Source organism: Martinezella sp. CNPSo 3959 (genome assembly GCF_057784355.1).
The window spans coordinates 522,705-537,674 of sequence record NZ_JBXSOV010000002.1 but is presented as its reverse complement, the minus strand read 5'-3'; the positions used below and the strand labels follow the sequence as shown (position 1 = coordinate 537,674).

18 protein-coding genes are annotated in these 14,970 nt (G+C 60.0%); 3 read left to right on the top strand and 15 right to left on the bottom strand.

Annotated elements, in window-relative coordinates; translation table 11 throughout:
• Nucleotides 1-206: 206 nt before the first annotated feature.
• Nucleotides 207-836 (top strand): DUF1062 domain-containing protein, encoded by a 630-nt coding sequence (locus AC13RE_RS10535; RefSeq protein WP_488562860.1) that lies wholly within the window; start codon nucleotides 207-209, stop codon nucleotides 834-836.
• A gap of 72 nt (nucleotides 837-908) precedes the next feature.
• On the opposite strand, the gene AC13RE_RS10530 is transcribed toward AC13RE_RS10535, so the two are convergent.
• The 6 genes from AC13RE_RS10530 to AC13RE_RS10505 all read right to left on the bottom strand — a co-directional run bounded on the left by AC13RE_RS10530 (nucleotide 909) and on the right by AC13RE_RS10505 (nucleotide 5,060).
• The gene (locus tag AC13RE_RS10530) at nucleotides 909-1,355 is read right to left on the bottom strand and encodes a DUF2155 domain-containing protein (RefSeq protein WP_132716393.1); all 447 of its coding nucleotides are present in this window, start codon (nucleotides 1,353-1,355) and stop codon (nucleotides 909-911) included.
• Between the two features lie 102 nt (nucleotides 1,356-1,457).
• Nucleotides 1,458-1,856, bottom strand: coding sequence for an NADH:ubiquinone oxidoreductase subunit NDUFA12 (locus AC13RE_RS10525; protein ID WP_015339565.1), 399 nt, complete (start codon nucleotides 1,854-1,856; stop codon nucleotides 1,458-1,460).
• A gap of 106 nt (nucleotides 1,857-1,962) precedes the next feature.
• Nucleotides 1,963-2,430, bottom strand: coding sequence for a GNAT family N-acetyltransferase (locus tag AC13RE_RS10520; RefSeq protein WP_488562859.1), 468 nt, complete (start codon nucleotides 2,428-2,430; stop codon nucleotides 1,963-1,965).
• 20 nt (nucleotides 2,431-2,450) lie between these two features.
• Complete coding sequence (locus AC13RE_RS10515) at nucleotides 2,451-2,954, bottom strand: GNAT family N-acetyltransferase (RefSeq protein WP_488562858.1); 504 nt, start codon at nucleotides 2,952-2,954, stop codon at nucleotides 2,451-2,453.
• Nucleotides 2,955-2,957: 3 nt separating this feature from the next.
• The gene (gene gatB, locus AC13RE_RS10510) at nucleotides 2,958-4,463 is read right to left on the bottom strand and encodes an Asp-tRNA(Asn)/Glu-tRNA(Gln) amidotransferase subunit GatB (RefSeq protein WP_488562857.1); all 1,506 of its coding nucleotides are present in this window, start codon (nucleotides 4,461-4,463) and stop codon (nucleotides 2,958-2,960) included.
• Between the two features lie 87 nt (nucleotides 4,464-4,550).
• Nucleotides 4,551-5,060, bottom strand: coding sequence for a GNAT family N-acetyltransferase (locus tag AC13RE_RS10505; protein ID WP_015339561.1), 510 nt, complete (start codon nucleotides 5,058-5,060; stop codon nucleotides 4,551-4,553).
• A 298-nt stretch (nucleotides 5,061-5,358) separates the two neighbouring features.
• Between AC13RE_RS10505 and AC13RE_RS10500 the strand changes: the two genes are divergently transcribed.
• The gene (locus AC13RE_RS10500) at nucleotides 5,359-5,616 is read left to right on the top strand and encodes a YjhX family toxin (RefSeq protein WP_488562856.1); all 258 of its coding nucleotides are present in this window, start codon (nucleotides 5,359-5,361) and stop codon (nucleotides 5,614-5,616) included.
• A 73-nt stretch (nucleotides 5,617-5,689) separates the two neighbouring features.
• Here AC13RE_RS10500 and AC13RE_RS10495 read toward each other — a convergent pair whose 3' ends face one another.
• The 4 genes from AC13RE_RS10495 to AC13RE_RS10480 all read right to left on the bottom strand — a co-directional run bounded on the left by AC13RE_RS10495 (nucleotide 5,690) and on the right by AC13RE_RS10480 (nucleotide 10,530).
• Nucleotides 5,690-7,690 (bottom strand): DUF4139 domain-containing protein, encoded by a 2,001-nt coding sequence (locus AC13RE_RS10495; protein ID WP_488562855.1) that lies wholly within the window; start codon nucleotides 7,688-7,690, stop codon nucleotides 5,690-5,692.
• Between the two features lie 215 nt (nucleotides 7,691-7,905).
• The gene (gene gatA / locus AC13RE_RS10490) at nucleotides 7,906-9,387 is read right to left on the bottom strand and encodes an Asp-tRNA(Asn)/Glu-tRNA(Gln) amidotransferase subunit GatA (RefSeq protein ID WP_075852316.1); all 1,482 of its coding nucleotides are present in this window, start codon (nucleotides 9,385-9,387) and stop codon (nucleotides 7,906-7,908) included.
• Nucleotides 9,388-9,444: 57 nt separating this feature from the next.
• Nucleotides 9,445-9,732 carry an Asp-tRNA(Asn)/Glu-tRNA(Gln) amidotransferase subunit GatC gene (gene gatC, locus AC13RE_RS10485; RefSeq protein WP_015339557.1) on the bottom strand — a complete coding sequence of 96 codons (288 nt, stop codon included), beginning with the start codon at nucleotides 9,730-9,732 and terminating at the stop codon, nucleotides 9,445-9,447.
• Between the two features lie 87 nt (nucleotides 9,733-9,819).
• Nucleotides 9,820-10,530, bottom strand: a complete 711-nt coding sequence (locus AC13RE_RS10480; protein WP_132716386.1) for a metal-dependent hydrolase — start codon at nucleotides 10,528-10,530, stop codon at nucleotides 9,820-9,822.
• A gap of 205 nt (nucleotides 10,531-10,735) precedes the next feature.
• On the opposite strand from AC13RE_RS10480, the gene ruvX reads away from it, so the two are divergent.
• A complete protein-coding gene (gene ruvX / locus AC13RE_RS10475) occupies nucleotides 10,736-11,230 on the top strand; it encodes a Holliday junction resolvase RuvX (protein ID WP_041677359.1) in 495 nt (164 codons plus the stop codon).
• On the opposite strand, the gene AC13RE_RS10470 is transcribed toward ruvX, so the two are convergent.
• The 5 genes from AC13RE_RS10470 to AC13RE_RS10450 form a co-directional block, all read right to left on the bottom strand.
• On the bottom strand, nucleotides 11,167-11,499 hold the full coding sequence (locus AC13RE_RS10470; protein ID WP_488562854.1) for a DUF6105 family protein: 333 nt from the start codon (nucleotides 11,497-11,499) through the stop codon (nucleotides 11,167-11,169). The two genes, ruvX and AC13RE_RS10470, sit on opposite strands and share 64 nt — an antisense overlap.
• A complete protein-coding gene (locus AC13RE_RS10465) occupies nucleotides 11,496-11,669 on the bottom strand; it encodes a hypothetical protein (RefSeq protein WP_165915188.1) in 174 nt (57 codons plus the stop codon). Before AC13RE_RS10465 ends, AC13RE_RS10470 begins: the two co-directional genes overlap by 4 nt.
• Before the next feature lie 129 nt (nucleotides 11,670-11,798).
• On the bottom strand, nucleotides 11,799-12,455 hold the full coding sequence (locus AC13RE_RS10460) for a TetR/AcrR family transcriptional regulator (RefSeq protein WP_488483364.1): 657 nt from the start codon (nucleotides 12,453-12,455) through the stop codon (nucleotides 11,799-11,801).
• 103 nt (nucleotides 12,456-12,558) lie between these two features.
• Nucleotides 12,559-13,176, bottom strand: a complete 618-nt coding sequence (locus tag AC13RE_RS10455; RefSeq protein WP_488562886.1) for a GNAT family N-acetyltransferase — start codon at nucleotides 13,174-13,176, stop codon at nucleotides 12,559-12,561.
• A 3-nt stretch (nucleotides 13,177-13,179) separates the two neighbouring features.
• Nucleotides 13,180-14,838 (bottom strand): acyl-CoA dehydrogenase family protein, encoded by a 1,659-nt coding sequence (locus tag AC13RE_RS10450; RefSeq protein ID WP_488562853.1) that lies wholly within the window; start codon nucleotides 14,836-14,838, stop codon nucleotides 13,180-13,182.
• Nucleotides 14,839-14,970 lie beyond the last annotated feature (132 nt).

The following is a 14,970-nucleotide window of genomic DNA, read 5'->3' as shown; positions in this document are numbered from 1 at the left end:
GTGCTTCAGGGCGGCAAGATGCCGTCCGATGCATGTTCACGTCCATCGGGTGATGGCCTGAGACCGGTTTGGCATTGTCAAAACGCGCCTAATACAGCCGCCGCTGTCTCAGCTCTTCAGCCGTCCCGCAATATCGCCATACCGTGCCCCGACGGGCTTGTCTCACCGCCAGCTTGGTGGACTTCCATACGGAAGACCAAGACGGCATGTGCAAGATTCTTCAGGTCCGTTGGACCCTTACGCCTAAAACATCGCCTCAGCCATGGATCGCCTGCAGCGGCTGCGGATGCCAGAAACCCTTCAGATCGAGCGGTAAGGTAAGGCTCAACGCCAATGGCAAGCGGCTCGATGCCTGGCTCGTCTATAAATGCATCGATTGCGACAAGACCTGGAACCGGACACTCTTCGAACGCCGGACCGTTCAAGACCTTGGCCCATCCACGCTCGAGGCGCTACAAGGCAGCGATCCGGAGTGGGTACGAGCGCAAGAGTTCGAGCTTGATGGATTGAAGCGGAAAGCAAAACGTATCGACGAGCCGCCCGACGTTATCATCCGGAAGGAGGCGATACGTGCGGCACGCAACTGGACTTTGCTTGATATCGAGATATCAGCCGAGTTCCCGGTGAACCTGCGTCTTGATCGGCTGCTTGCATCGGAGTTGTCGATCTCGCGCTCGCGGCTTCAGGCCCTCCGTGACGGAGGCAAGTTGAGAACCCATCCGGACCGCAACGACTTGTTTCGTCACAAGGTCAAAGACGGCGTGAGGATCATTCTCGACTTGTCGGAGATTGCCGATCGTCAGGCGATAGGTGAAGCCGCCGCCGCTGCCGAGTAAAGCTAAAACCATGCCCGCAGGAGCAAGGCTTCTGCGGGCTGTCCTATCCCGTAATCTACGTCTTCAGGTCGATTACTTCGCGCGGGTGCCGGCGGTATCCGGCGCCGGCACGTCGGACTTTTGCTTGCACTCTTTCAGCCAGACGTCATAGATCGGATGCTCGACGGCGTTGAGGCCGGGGCTGTCGGCAAACATCCAGCCGGTGAAGATACGGCGGATACGGCGATCGAGGGTGATCTCGTCGACTTCGACGAAACCGTCTACCTTCTGCTGCTCGGTATCGTCTCGCGAATAGCAGGCGCGCGGCGTCACCTGCAGCGCGCCGAACTGCACGGTTTCGTTGACATAGACATCGAACGTGGTGATGCGTCCGGTGATTTTGTCGAGGCCGGAGAAAACGGCGACCGGATTTGCGATGCGGGCGGCCTCGGCGGTGGAAGCTGCCAAGATGCCGGCGACGAGAGCAACGCCGGCCACGGCCATTGCACGCAAAGAAGCGCTCCGCGTGAAAACCATCATATCCGCCACTCTCCGCTTGGTCTCGGTCAAGGCGCCGAGCAAAAGCCGGCATATGTCGCGCCTAAAGCCCAATTGTGGCCAAAGGACGAGCCGGCTTCTCGCTTAATTGCCCGGGGTCCAGGCGTCGTAATCGCCAGTCACGCGTGGACGCTCGCCGGCAACGGCGAGAGAGCCCGGCGGGCGGTAAGCCTGCGGCGAGCCGGTTGGATTGGCGCGATGTTCCTTCTGCCATTCCTTGGTGACATAGTTTTCCTTGGTCGGCGGAACGTCGGTGCGATGATGCATCCAGCCGTGCCAGCCCGGAGGAATGGCAGAAGCTTCGGCATAGCCCTTGTAGATCACCCAGCGCTTCGGGAGGCCGTAGGAAGACATGCCGCCTTCGTAATAGACGTTACCGAATTCATCCTCACCGACACGCTTGCCAAAACGCCAGGTCGCGAAGCGCGTGCCCATGGTCTGACCGTTCCACCAAGTAAATGTCTGTACGATGAAATTCCACATGTCTTTTCCTCGATACCCGCTAAGCGGCGAGCGATACCAGAATTCGATAGTTTGCTTATGCCGCCCCTAGGCCTGCTTGTCCAGTGATTCCAGCGGGCAAAAAGCTTCATTTCAATAGCATCTTGAAGCCTAAATGCGTGGGCTTGAAACCCAGTCTCTCATAGAAGCGGTGCGCGTCCTTGCGGGCATTATTCGATGTCAACTGAATCATCCGCATGCCGCGGCTTTTTGCCTCGTCGATGCAGAAATTGATCATGGCGGCGCCGATCCCCTGCCCGCGCATATCGGCTCGCGTCTGGACCGCTTCGATGATCATGGCGGAACTACCTCGCCCGGTCAGCGTCGCCGTGATCATCGTCTGGAACGTCCCGACCACTTCGCCGTCGCGTTCGGCGACATACAGCGTCTGCTCAGGCGACGCCGCGATGGTGCAAAACGCTCGGAGGTAATCGTCATAGGCGGAGGCGTCGGTCGTATCGCCATGGCCACCCACGGCGTCGGCGGCAAATAGACCGATCAGCGCGCGAAGGTCGGCTTCTTTCGCTTCGCGGATTAGCAGGCGGGCGGCTTCCATGAGCGGTCTCGTCTATTCTTTCAATGGGCCGTCAACGGCTTCTCGAAGATCAGCGCTGGAATGCCGGACTGCCCATTGCCGCAGTTTTCCGTCCGACCGACCTCAACAAAGCCATGGGCATGATAAAAGGCGATCGCAGGCTCGTTCTGCGGATCGACTTCGAGGCGCATGATCTCCGCATCCGGGAAACAGGTCTCCAGCTCAGCGAAAATATCGCGGCCGATACCCTCGCGCTGATGCTTTGGACTGACATAAAGCATGTGGAGCATGACGGTTTTCGTCATCTCCTTGGACATGGCGGCATAGCCCATGCCACCGATTGTCTTGCCGTCATCGGCCACAAGGAATTCCGAATTCTTGTTCGCCAGCCGCGCCTTCAGCGAGGCCGGCGAGTGCCAGGAGGCATGCAGCTCGCTGACCTTTTCCGGCCCGTAGATCCGGTCATAGGTCGCATGCCATGTTTCGCCGAGCAGAGCGCGGACCTTTTCCAGGTCCTGCTCGCTGGCGGTGCGGACGAAGAACACCGATTATTCCTCTTCGATGCCGAGCTTGGCCTTGACCAGCGCCTGCACCGCCTGTGGGTTGGCCTTGCCGCCCGTCGACTTCATCACCTGGCCGACGAACCAGCCGGCGAGCGTCGGCTTAGCCTTGACCTTGGCAACCTGATCCGGATTGGCGGCGATGATCTCGTCGACAGCCTTTTCGATCGCGCCGGTATCCGTGACCTGCTTCATGCCGCGGGCTTCGACGATCTCGGCAGGATCGCCGCCCTCGGTGAGCACGATTTCGAACAGATCCTTGGCGATCTTGCCGGAGATCGTTTCGGCCTTGATGAGGTCGATGATCGCGCCGAGCTGAGCGGGCGAAACCGGAGTCTCTTCAATGTCTTTGCCGATTCGGTTCAGAGCGCCCAGGAGGTCGTTGATGACCCAGTTGGCAGCCATCTTGCCATCGCGACCGGCAGCAACAGCTTCGAAATAATCGGCGATCGCCTTTTCCGAGACAAGCACGGAGGCGTCGTAGATCGAGAGGCCGAGTTCGCGGACGAAACGTTCCTTCTTGTCGTCTGGCAGCTCAGGCAGATGCTCGGCAAGCTCCGCGACGAAGGCATCGTCGAATTCGAGCGGCAGGAGATCCGGATCGGGAAAATAGCGATAGTCGTGCGCATCTTCCTTCGTGCGCAGCGACCGCGTCTCGCCCTTGTTCGGATCGAACAGGCGGGTTTCCTGATCGATGGTGCCGCCGTCTTCCAGAATGCCGATCTGCCGGCGCGCTTCATATTCGATCGCCTGACCGATGAAGCGGATGGAGTTGACGTTCTTGATTTCGCAGCGCGTGCCGAACTCGCCGCCCGGACGGCGGACGGAGACGTTGACATCGGCGCGCATGGAGCCTTCGTCCATGTTGCCGTCGCAGGTGCCGAGATAGCGGACGATCGAGCGCAGCTTCGTCATATAGGCCTTCGCCTCGTCAGACGAGCGGATATCCGGCTTGGAGACGATTTCCATGAGTGCCACGCCGGAGCGGTTGAGATCAACATAGGACATCGTCGCATGCTGGTCGTGCATCGACTTGCCTGCATCCTGTTCCAGATGCAGACGCTCGATGCCGATCTCGATGTCCTCGAACTGGCCCTGGCGATCCGGCCCAAGTGAGATGACGATCTTGCCCTCGCCGATGATCGGATCCTTGAACTGTGAGATCTGATAGCCCTGCGGCAGATCGGGATAGAAGTAGTTCTTGCGGTCGAAGATCGAGCGTTTGTTGATCTGCGCCTTCAGGCCGAGACCGGTGCGCACGGCCTGCTTCACGCATTCCTCGTTGATGACGGGCAGCATGCCTGGCATGGCGGCATCGACCAGCGACACGTTGGAATTCTGCGGCTTGCCAAACTCCGTCGAGGCGCCGGAGAAGAGCTTGGACTTGCTCAGCACCTGGGCGTGGACTTCCATCCCGATAACGACTTCCCAATCACCGGTGGCACCGGGAATGAAGCGTTTCGGATCAGGCGTACGGACGTCGACAATGGTCATGGGAAGCTCTTGTATAATGCTGTTTTCTGCTTTGGTGAGGTAGAGCAATTGGCGTGACGGCGCAAGGCTTTCGGCATCGACCGCTGGCTATATGCCCGGGCCATAGGCACCGTCGCTGTCATCGACCAGCGATTTCGAAAGCCCGACCGTCGGCACGTCGCTGTCGAGCTTGGGGGAATAGACGATCGACAGCCAGCGGATTTCATAGCCGCGTGCCCTGAAGAAGGCTATGGCATCGGTGTTGCCTGCGTGGCTCTGCAATGAAACCTTCTCCAGTCCCTGCCCGCGCACATCCGCTTCGATCCGCGCCAAAAGCGCCGTGCCGAGGCCGCGTCTGACGAAATCCGGATCGATCCAGAAATCGGAAATCGCCTCGTCCAGCGCCTCGCGCGCCGCCCATCCCACAGCCTCGCCGTTGAGCTCTATGACTGATATCGTCAGCCAGAGATTGCGGGTGAAATTTTCAAAGGCTTCGCTGGCACTCTCCAGCAGCTCGCCCGTGCCGCCGATCGCGCTCATCGCCTTCTGCCAGGAGCGCAGGCCGATGCTTGCAAGCACCGCCGTTTCACCTTCATGGGCATTACGAATATGGATCATCGAGCCCCCGCTATTTGGAGATAGTAAAGCACCCATAGAAAGCATTTGCCAGCGGCGAGATTGGCACACAGCTACGAAGCAAAACGCATCGAATGGGTTGAACTTGACGACGTGGCGCAACCTGCTTTAGAGAGAAACATCAACGGAGTTTTGATGTCTAACTTTTGTCAGTCCCGGTAGAGGCCCCGCTCGCAAGTCTTCTTGCGTGCCGGGCCTGAAAAACGAAGCCCCGACTTCCCCAAGGGAAGGCTCGGATCGTTTTTGTGCGCCCTTTGGCGCTATACGGATTCTGACAACAATGGACATTTCCCGCGCGGAACAGCGCATTCTTCACCTGCTCGCCCAGGGCGGGCGCATCGAAATCGAACGCAGCGACAGTAAGAAGATCGAGACAGTCTACTGCTTTACGCGAGATGGCTGGGTCTACCCTGATTTCGACCTCGACCTCTTTCGCCGGCTGAAGCGCCTCAAGGCCATCAAATCCAAGGACGGCCATCCCTATCGCATCAGCGAAAAGGGATTGCAGCTGGTGAGGGCGCAGTTGAACAATCGATAAGCCGGACACGAGAGCCGCCGAATGAGGCGGCTCTCGTCGGGCGATACCATTCGGAAAAGAAAGCGCTGGGCGATCAGAAGGTGCGGATGATCTCCGCCACGTCATCACCGCGGCGATCGCTTTCTGCCTGCACCGCATCGCGCCTTTCGTTGAGGGCAGCGATTTGATCCTCGCTATTTGCCAGAGCCTTCAAATAGCGTTTCTTCAGATCGCTATTGTCAGGTACGGCACCGAGATTCTGTCTTATCCGTTCTTGTTCGCTGGTGGTCTTCTCGATTTCGCTGTCGAGGCGCTCCAGATCGTTCTGGACGGCAACCTGCCTTTTGCGCGCATCTGCGAGGTTTGTCAGCTTATCCGTAAGTGCCTTGTCATGTGCCGAAGCCGACCATCCCAGCAGCATGTCCGGTTCGGCATCGGCCAAAGCATAGCTGTTGCTCTGAAGCTGCTCGTCGACCGCCGTCAGCACTTTCTCCATGCCTGCCGGCACGACCGCCTTGAGACGCTGATGCGTTGCCGTCTTGCCGAAGCTTTCAGCCGAGGAGAATGACCAGCCGTCCTTGATCGGATGCTCGATGACAACAGTCCGTTCGCCGTCAAGCGCGCCCGATACGGTATATGTCGTCGTCTGACGATATTTGACGGTGGCATTCATCACGCCATCGGCAACCTTCAGCGAGGCAATCTCCTCTGTCGGCGTCTGCTGCTCGCTGATCGTTACCTTACGATCGGTCGCGAAGCTGGCGAGGCGCGTGTCGTCCTTCGGCAGCGCCGATAGCTGAGAATCGCCGATATAGCCTGTCTTGCCGTCATAGAGCGTCAGAATTCCCGCCGGCATGCTGACGCCGGTGGTGTTCCTGAGCATTACGGCGGCAATGGGATTGCGATAGGCGCTGCCGGCCCGATACATGTCCACCATGTCGGCTTCCACGTCCGCATCCATGATCGGCACCGACAAGGTATCGCCATTGGCCAGATCATAAGTTCCCGGTAGTTCGAAGGTGGCGGAAATATCGCTTTCGGTCGCCGTGGTCGGGTTTCCGACGGCAACCTGCATTGGTTCTGCCGGCTGCGCCTGTTCGTCGGCTTCATAGGCCGGCGCATCGGCAATTCTTTTGGCCGCGGGCCGCATTGCTCCGGCGGGTGCAGGCGCTGCGGTGCTCGATGCCAGACGCTGCCTGTTGGATAGGTCGCCGCTATCGGGATCAGGAACATTATTCGACGCCGTGTTGACCGGCACCTCCTGCCGCTCACGCCAATAGAGCTGGTGCAGCCCCTGCTTCAGCGTTACCGGTTCGGCCGAGGTCAGTGTCAGTTTCACGCCTTTCCAGTCTTCGCCGCTGGCATTCTCCAGCACCGTCCATGCCTGCAGACGCGCCCTATTTTTTTCGTCGATCACGACCTTGTAAGCCGTTTTCCAGATCGGAGACGGCACGACATAAGTCAGGCCGACGGCGCTGCCGTCCTTCACTCCGTTCAGCTTGATATCGATGGTGCGGGTGCGATCGTTCTTGCCGTGGGCGATGGCTGCCGCAACTTTGGCGATCTTCGCTCTCAGTTCGGCATCCTCAAGCCGGACGGATGCGTCCTCGCCCAGTGCCAGCGTCTCCACTGCGCCATCCCTATCGATAACGGTGAGCAGGTAAGCCGCTGCTTTATCGCCGGACTTTCTCGTCTCGATACCGAGAATATTTCCCTCGACGGTCTTTCCGCCGCTGGTGACGGATACCCTGGCGCCCTGCATCGATGTCAGAAGCAACGGCATGGACGAAAGCGCTTCGGGCGTGAACGGCAGGCCCTTGAAGGTCTCCTGCAATGGCTGTGGGCCGGCTAGCGACATGCCGGCCACCGAACCCGCCGACCCATTCACCACAAGGCTCTTCAGGATATCATCGACCTGATCGAGCGGTACCTCGATCCGGATCACACCGTCGCTATTGATATCGGCCGATCTGGAAATCTGGGCCAGACCGCCCGAGGACAAGGTGATGGATCGAATGGCCCCGTTGTCGGCCGCCAGCGCAATCGCTGGAAAGGGCGCGCTGAGGAGCAGGATCGCCGTGACTTGCTTGAGCATGAAGAGACCTTCCGATTCGGTTGCAGAGGACGAGACCAAGCGGCCGGCTGCAATTTATGATCGTATTTCGGTCCAAAGTGTGATGGCGCGCGGGCGGAATATTGGCACATGAAAAAGGGCCGTCCGGATTTCCGGACGACCCTTTTTCTATTGGCTTTAAACTCCGCAAAACTTGACGAGATCGTTCATCAAGCCCCCTCGTCCGAGGGCTGCGCTTACCACCACTTCGCCGGCGTGAACTTGCCAGCGGCCTGTTCGATGACGTGGGCTGTTTTGAAGAGGGTTTCTTCTTCGAACGGCTTGCCGATGAGCTGCAGGCCGAGCGGCAGGCCCTTGGGGTCGAGGCCGGCGGGAACGGCGATACCAGGCAGGCCAGCCATGTTGACCGTTACCGTGAAGATGTCGTTCAGGTACATCTTCACCGGATCGGAAGCGAGATCCTCGTCGGCGATGCCGAAGGCCGAGGACGGCGTGGCCGGAGTCAAGATCGCGTCGACGCCGGCATTGAAGGCCAGCTCGAAGTCACGCTTGATCAGCGTACGGACCTTCTGCGCGCGCAGGTAATAGGCGTCGTAGTAACCGGCCGACAGAACGTAGGTGCCGATCATGATGCGGCGCTTCACTTCCTGACCGAAACCGGCAGCGCGCGTCTTTTCATACATGTCGACGATGTCCTTGCCGTCGACGCGCAGGCCGTAGCGGACGCCGTCGTAGCGGGCGAGGTTCGACGAAGCCTCGGCGGGCGCGACGATGTAATAGGCCGGCAACGCATATTTCGTATGCGGCAGGGAGATGTTGACGATCTCGGCGCCGGCATCCTTCAGCCAGGCGATGCCCTGCTGCCAGAGCGTTTCGATCTCTTCCGGCATACCGTCGACGCGGTATTCGTTGGGGATGCCGATCTTCATGCCCTTCAGCGACTGGCCGAGCGAGGCTTCGTAGTCCGGCACCGGCAGATCGACGGAGGTCGTATCCTTGGCGTCGACGCTTGCCATCGACTTCAGCAAAATGGCGGCATCGCGCACATCGCGGGCAATCGGGCCGGCCTGGTCGAGCGACGAGGCGAAGGCGACGATGCCCCAGCGCGAGCAGCGGCCATAGGTGGGCTTGATGCCGACGGTGCCGGTGAAGGCGGCCGGCTGGCGGATGGAGCCGCCGGTATCGGTCGCGGTCGCGCCGGCGCAGAGATGCGCGGCAACGGCTGCAGCCGAACCGCCGGACGAGCCGCCCGGAACCAGCTGCTGGTTCGAACCCTCGGCACGCCATGGGTTGATGACCGGGCCGTAGTAGGAGCTCTCGTTGGAGGAGCCCATGGCGAACTCATCCATGTTGAGCTTGCCCAGCATGACGGCGCCGTCATTCCAGAGGTTCTGCGTGACCGTCGATTCGTAGCGCGGCTTGAAGCCGTCGAGAATGTGGCTGCAGGCCTGGGTATGGATGCCTTCGGTGCCGAACAGATCCTTGATGCCAAGCGGGATACCTTCGAGCGCGCCGGCGTTGCCGGCAGCGAGACGGGCGTCCGAGGCCTTGGCCATCTCGCGCGCCTTGTCGGGCGTAACAGCGATATAGGCATTGATCTGACCGTTGGCCGCATCGATCGCCGAGATATAGGCCTCGGTCAGTTCAGTGGCAGTAATCTGCTTGGCGCGCAGCTTGTCGCGGGCTTCGGCAATGGTCAGGCTGGTCAGTTCGCTCATTTTGTTTCGCTTCAGATCTGGAATTGGGCAACGGGTCGGAAAGGCTCGAAGGAACCGTTATTCGACGACTTTGGGCACCAGGAAGAAATTCTGATCGGTATTCGGCGCATTGGCGACGATGTCGGCGGCCTTGTTGCCGTCCGTTACTTCGTCGGTGCGCTTCTTCATCGCCATCGGGGTTACCGAGGTCATGGCTTCGACGCCATCGACATTCACTTCGGAAAGCTGTTCGACGAAGCCCAGAATGCCGTTAAGCTCGCCCATCATCCGCTGCGCTTCGTCTTCATTGACGGCGATGCGGGCGAGATGGGCGACGCGTTTGACAGTAGCGAGATCGACGGACATGGCATTCTCCGGATAGCAAGATTATCCACCAAAAGTGGATTTGCTTCACGCTATAAAGGCCATGCCCGCCATACGCAACGGGTATCGTCAGGCAGAAACGCTCTCGCCCGCCTTCGGTGCGGCAACCGCGGTCTTCGAACCTTCCATGCCGGCGATGAACTTTTCGGGCGTCGGATCGATGATCGGGAAGGTGCCGTAGTGGCAGGGAATTGCGGTCTTGAAGTTGAAGAAGCGCTGGCAGGCGAGTGCCGCCACCGCACCACCCATGGTGAAGCGGTCGCCGATCGGCACGATGCCGATATCGGGCTGATGCAGCTCGTTGATGAGAGCCATATCCGAGAAGATATCCGTATCGCCCATGTGGAACAGCGTCGGCTCGTCGTCGAAATGCAGCATCAGGCCGTTCGGGTTGCCGAGCGCGTGAGAAACGCCGTCCTCGGTGATCTGGGCGGAGGAATGCAGTGCATTTGTAAAGGTGGCCGAGAAGCCACCGAGGCCGACTGTGCCGCCGGTATTGCCCATTTCCAGCTTCTCGACGCCCTTGGTGCCGAGCCAGGAAGCGAGGTCAGCATTGGCGAGAACGATGGCGCCGGTATCCTTGGCGATCTGAACCGTGTCGCCGACGTGGTCTGCATGTCCATGCGTCAGCAGGATATGGGTGACGCCTTGCGCAACGTCCTTGATGTTGAGACCGGCGGCCGCAAAGGAAGAATTGTAAGACAGAAATGGATCGATCAGTATTTTTGCATTGGCCGTTTCGATACGAAAAGCGGCATGGCCGAGCCAGGTGATCTTCATTGGATTTCTCCTTATGACTTGATTTGAAATGAAAGGCTGGTGTCTGGAGCATTTCCGATGGAAACACTCCTTCTATTGGCTCTTCCGCATTTCCGCAGGCAAAACCGCTGTGCGCTTTTGCTGGAAATGCTCTAGGAGATATCCCAAACCGCAGCAAAGAAAAGCGGTTAGGACTTCAATTTGTTTTGACGAGAGCGAGACCCTGATGACGACGCTGACCATCGAAGACCTAGCCGTGATGCTCCTGCCCGGCCAGCCGATCGCCGGTCTCGATCTCGGCACGAAGACGATCGGGCTTGCGATGTCCGATCTCGGGCGGCGCTTTGCTACGCCTCGCCCGGTCCTCAAGCGCGTGAAATTCACCCAGGATGCCCAAACATTGCTTGCTTTCGCCGAGAAGGAAAAGGTCGCAGCCTTCGTCATAGGGCTTCCGATGAATATGGATGGTTCTGCCGGACCGCGCGTGCAGGCAACGCGCGCCTTCGTGCGCAGCATGGCGGAAAAGACCGCCCTACCCTTCGTGTTCTGGGACGAGCGGCTCTCGACCGTTGCCGCCGAGCGGGCGCTTCTGGAAATGGACGTCTCGCGGGCCAAGCGCGCCGAGCGGATCGACTCGGCAGCAGCAAGCTTCATTCTTCAGGGAGCGTTGGATAGGCTATCGGCACTCGGAAGAGCGACCTTGCCCGACCTCGATGCCTGACGGCGCCTCCACCATTCCATGATGGCAGCGCGGCGGCGGAAGCCGAAAATCGCGAACACAAGGACGCTGTCGAAAGCGATCGCCCGCGCGACCAGCGGCGGGATCGTTTCCGGCGGAATGCCGAGGATCTTGCCGTAAATGTCGAACACCAGATCATGCGCCTGCCGCGTCAGCATGAAGATGCCAAAGCTCATGTCGTAGTACGACAGATAATACCACGCCCCGAGAAACGAGACCGGTCCGGCCCAGCAAATCAACAACCACTTCATGCGGTACCTCTTCGACGCTGAAATTGCGTCGTGCCAGCCGAAAGGACGAGCCAGTTCGACAGCGCCATGGCGCTCAAGACCATCGCGGGCAGCGTGATATCTAGTGCGAGCACGGCGAAGAACATCACCGCCGTCACGAGAAACACGAATTTAGTGGGTTTCAACCCCATGGCTGCACGCTTGATGGTTAACTAATCATCTTCCGACAGTGACGAGTTAACCGCTACGGCGCAACGTAAACCATTTGTTAAGGTTAATGGCGGGGCGAGCCTGTGGATATCCGCTGCCCGTGGTCGATATCAACCGTAGACGCCGCGCACGATCCGCTTCAAGGCCGTTGCCGCCTTCTCCCAATCCTTGCCGTTTTTCAATGCGAGGCCGGCGCATTGGTCGCTGACGGCTGACGCCAGCACGATGTGCTGGATGGCGGCAAAGATCATGGCGTTGACCGCCTGGGCATCGACGCCCTTGGGCGGCACCAGCGAGCCGCGCATGCGCTCGATCCAGCCGGCGAGCGCCTTCGAACGTGCTTCCGACAGGCGGCGAACCTGCTCGCTATTTTCCGAGACCTCCCAGGCGACGATGCGGCGCATCAGCGGATCGGCCCGCAAGGCATCGAGAAATAGCATCGAAAGCCGCTCCATCAGATCCCCATAGGTCAGAAGGAACATGCCGCCGGTATCGTCCGGAATGCGATCCGTCACCCAGCTGCCGAGATCGGTGCCGATGGCTTCCACGAGGCCGTCGAGGCCGCCGTAATAGCGATAGATCAGCTGCTTGTCGCAGCCGGCGCCGCGCGCAACCGCATTGATACCGAAATTCTGGAACCCTTCCTCCGCCAGAAGGCGTTTGGCGGCATCCAGAATTGCCTGCTCAGTCGCGGCGCGATTGCGCACGCGCTTTTCCACGACAGGCATTTCCAAAGGGATTTTAACGGCAGCGTTTGCGGGGGCCATCGACTCGACTCCAATCTGTCACCGAGCGGTGAATAACAAGCCAAGTCGCCCTAAACAACAAAGCCGTCAGGCCTCTGTCCGTCAAAACGCGCGAATCCACAGATTAGAGAAACTGACCAAACCACACTGTCGTTTCGGACGCCAGAGCCGGTGGAAGTTTCACGGGCATGAAACCGCGCGAAGACCAGAATCGGATGCCGCCGCGATTACTGCTATTGGCCCCAAGATGAATGCCCTTGACACCGTTGGCCCGGGCATTTGCGATCCACCGATCGAGCAAGACGGTGCCGATACCCCTGCCCTGCGCTCGCGGCAAAAGATTCATATGAATGTGGGCGGGGAATTTTTCGACAAGCGGCGCCGGCGTCCGCTTTGGATGATGGATCGCCGTTATCCGCTTCTGATCGGCGGACCATAGCGCCGGGTCGCCTTGCGGATCGGCGTAGATCTGACGCAGATGCGGCCACCATTCGTGCTCCAGCCGCTCGTCGAAGGCAATCGTATCGAACACACCGGCAATATAACCGAAGATGCCCTTATCATCTTCGGCGACGAACACCAGCTCGGGATGAAGTGCCGCATAGGGCGCGGAATAGATGTGTCCCATCAGGCGGCCATCGCGATAAAGCGGCGTCGCATCCTTGCCGGCGTCGCCGGTCAGGAGCGAGATGGCATAGAGCTGATCGATATCCTCGGGTCGAACGGTTCGAATGGACACTATTGCTTATGTCGCCGGTGGATACAGCAGATCGACGATGTAGCTGGCATCGAAGCGCGAATCGAGCATCCCGTAGGTCGCCCGCCAGCCCCCGGCCAGCCGGGTTTCGATGAAGGCATCGGCGATCTTGCCGGCTCCGAGGCGATAAAGCTCGGCAGCACCGGCCGCGAGCGCCATCTGTTCGACCAGCAGGCGGGCGGCGCCCTCGTCCTGCTCGCAAAGCGCCATGGCGGCACGCAGGACATCGATGGTCTTCTTGCCGGCAGGGCCGAGATCGCGGGCGAGACCGGCAAAGACGGTCTCGAACAGGTCCTTGCCCCGGTTCAATACGCGGAGCACATCAAGCGCCATGACGTTGCCGGAACCTTCCCAGATCGCATTGACGGGGGCTTCGCGGTAGTGGCGGGCAATCGGGCGCTCTTCGATGTAGCCGCTGCCGCCGATGCACTCCATGGCCTCATAGATCAGCGCCGGCGCGATCTTGCAGCACCAGTACTTGGCAACCGGCGTCATGACGCGGGCATAGGCCGCATCCTCGCTGCTGCCGCTTGCCTTGTCGAAGGCTTCGGCCAGGCGGAAGGCAAGCGCGGTCGCAGCTGCGACATCGAGCGCCATATCGGCGAGCACGCGCGTCATGATCGGCTGGTTGACCAGCATCTTGCCGAAGACGCTGCGGCCGCGCGCATGGTGCACGGCTTCTGCGAGCGAGGCGCGCATGATGCCGGCGGAGGCCAGCGCGCAGTCGAGCCGCGTCAGCGTCACCATATCGAGGATCGTGCGGATGCCGGCATCCGGCGCCCCGAGCAGGAAGCCGAACGTATCGGTGAACTCGACTTCGGACGAAGCGTTCGAGCGATTGCCGAGCTTGTCCTTCAGTCGCTGGAAGTGCAGGCCGTTGGCCGAGCCATCCTCGAGCAGCCTCGGTACCAGGAAGCAGCCCATGCCGTCCTTGGTTTGCGCAAGCATGATGAAGGCATCGCTCATCGGCGCCGACATGAACCACTTGTGGCCCGAAAGCCTGTAGATGCCTTCGCTGACCTTATCGGCACTCGTCCGGTTGGCGCGCACATCCGTGCCGCCCTGCTTTTCCGTCATGCCCATGCCGATAGTGACGGCACTCTTCTGCATGGCGGGCTTGTTGGACGAATCGTACTTACGCGAGAGAATCTTCGGTGCCCAATCCTTCTGCACGGCCGGGGAAGCCATCATGGCGGCGACGGAGGCGCTGGTCATCGTGAGGGGGCAGAGGTGGCCGCATTCGAGCTGCGCCGTCAGATAGAAACGGGCGGCGCGCACCTTATGCGAATGACCCTTCGCTTCAGGGTCAGCCTGCGCATCCCAGATCGAGGAATGCAGGCCCATCGCCATGGAGCGACGCATCAGCGCGTGCCAGGCGGGGTGAAACTCGACGACATCGAGACGCTCGCCGCGCGGGCCGTGGGTGCGCAGCTGCGGCACGCCTTGGTTCGCCATGCGCGCCAGTTCCTGCGCCTCATGCGAGGTGACGAAACGACCATGCTGCTCCAGCTCTTCCCGTATCGAACGCGGCAGGCCGGAGGTGAGATCGACGATCAGCGGATCGGAACGATAGGCATTGATGCCGGTCCAGAGGCTCGGCTGGTTCAGGTCGGCAAAGGGGTCGTCAGTCCGGGTCGCTTGGGTCATGAATCGCTTGTAGAACAAGTGGGTTGCAAAGGGAAACTGGAAGTTACGTCTCCCACCGGCATCGCTCCTGTAGCGGGATTCGGGCGAAATTGCATGGGGAACAAACGGCCTCGGCACATACCCCCGCTTGCC

What these genes read in the sequence shown, in the direction of transcription:
- AC13RE_RS10535 (WP_488562860.1), top strand. Translation starts at nt 207, where the DNA reads ATGTGCAAGATTCTTCAGGTCCGTTGGACCCTTACGCCTAAAACATCG.
- AC13RE_RS10530 (WP_132716393.1), bottom strand. Translation starts at nt 1,355, where the DNA reads ATGATGGTTTTCACGCGGAGCGCTTCTTTGCGTGCAATGGCCGTGGCC.
- AC13RE_RS10525 (WP_015339565.1), bottom strand. Translation starts at nt 1,856, where the DNA reads ATGTGGAATTTCATCGTACAGACATTTACTTGGTGGAACGGTCAGACC.
- AC13RE_RS10520 (WP_488562859.1), bottom strand. Translation starts at nt 2,430, where the DNA reads ATGGAAGCCGCCCGCCTGCTAATCCGCGAAGCGAAAGAAGCCGACCTT.
- gatB (WP_488562857.1), bottom strand. Translation starts at nt 4,463, where the DNA reads ATGACCATTGTCGACGTCCGTACGCCTGATCCGAAACGCTTCATTCCC.
- AC13RE_RS10505 (WP_015339561.1), bottom strand. Translation starts at nt 5,060, where the DNA reads ATGATCCATATTCGTAATGCCCATGAAGGTGAAACGGCGGTGCTTGCA.
- AC13RE_RS10500 (WP_488562856.1), top strand. Translation starts at nt 5,359, where the DNA reads ATGGACATTTCCCGCGCGGAACAGCGCATTCTTCACCTGCTCGCCCAG.
- AC13RE_RS10495 (WP_488562855.1), bottom strand. Translation starts at nt 7,690, where the DNA reads ATGCTCAAGCAAGTCACGGCGATCCTGCTCCTCAGCGCGCCCTTTCCA.
- gatA (WP_075852316.1), bottom strand. Translation starts at nt 9,387, where the DNA reads ATGAGCGAACTGACCAGCCTGACCATTGCCGAAGCCCGCGACAAGCTG.
- gatC (WP_015339557.1), bottom strand. Translation starts at nt 9,732, where the DNA reads ATGTCCGTCGATCTCGCTACTGTCAAACGCGTCGCCCATCTCGCCCGC.
- AC13RE_RS10480 (WP_132716386.1), bottom strand. Translation starts at nt 10,530, where the DNA reads ATGAAGATCACCTGGCTCGGCCATGCCGCTTTTCGTATCGAAACGGCC.
- ruvX (WP_041677359.1), top strand. Translation starts at nt 10,736, where the DNA reads ATGACGACGCTGACCATCGAAGACCTAGCCGTGATGCTCCTGCCCGGC.
- AC13RE_RS10470 (WP_488562854.1), bottom strand. Translation starts at nt 11,499, where the DNA reads ATGAAGTGGTTGTTGATTTGCTGGGCCGGACCGGTCTCGTTTCTCGGG.
- AC13RE_RS10465 (WP_165915188.1), bottom strand. Translation starts at nt 11,669, where the DNA reads ATGGGGTTGAAACCCACTAAATTCGTGTTTCTCGTGACGGCGGTGATG.
- AC13RE_RS10460 (WP_488483364.1), bottom strand. Translation starts at nt 12,455, where the DNA reads ATGGCCCCCGCAAACGCTGCCGTTAAAATCCCTTTGGAAATGCCTGTC.
- AC13RE_RS10450 (WP_488562853.1), bottom strand. Translation starts at nt 14,838, where the DNA reads ATGACCCAAGCGACCCGGACTGACGACCCCTTTGCCGACCTGAACCAG.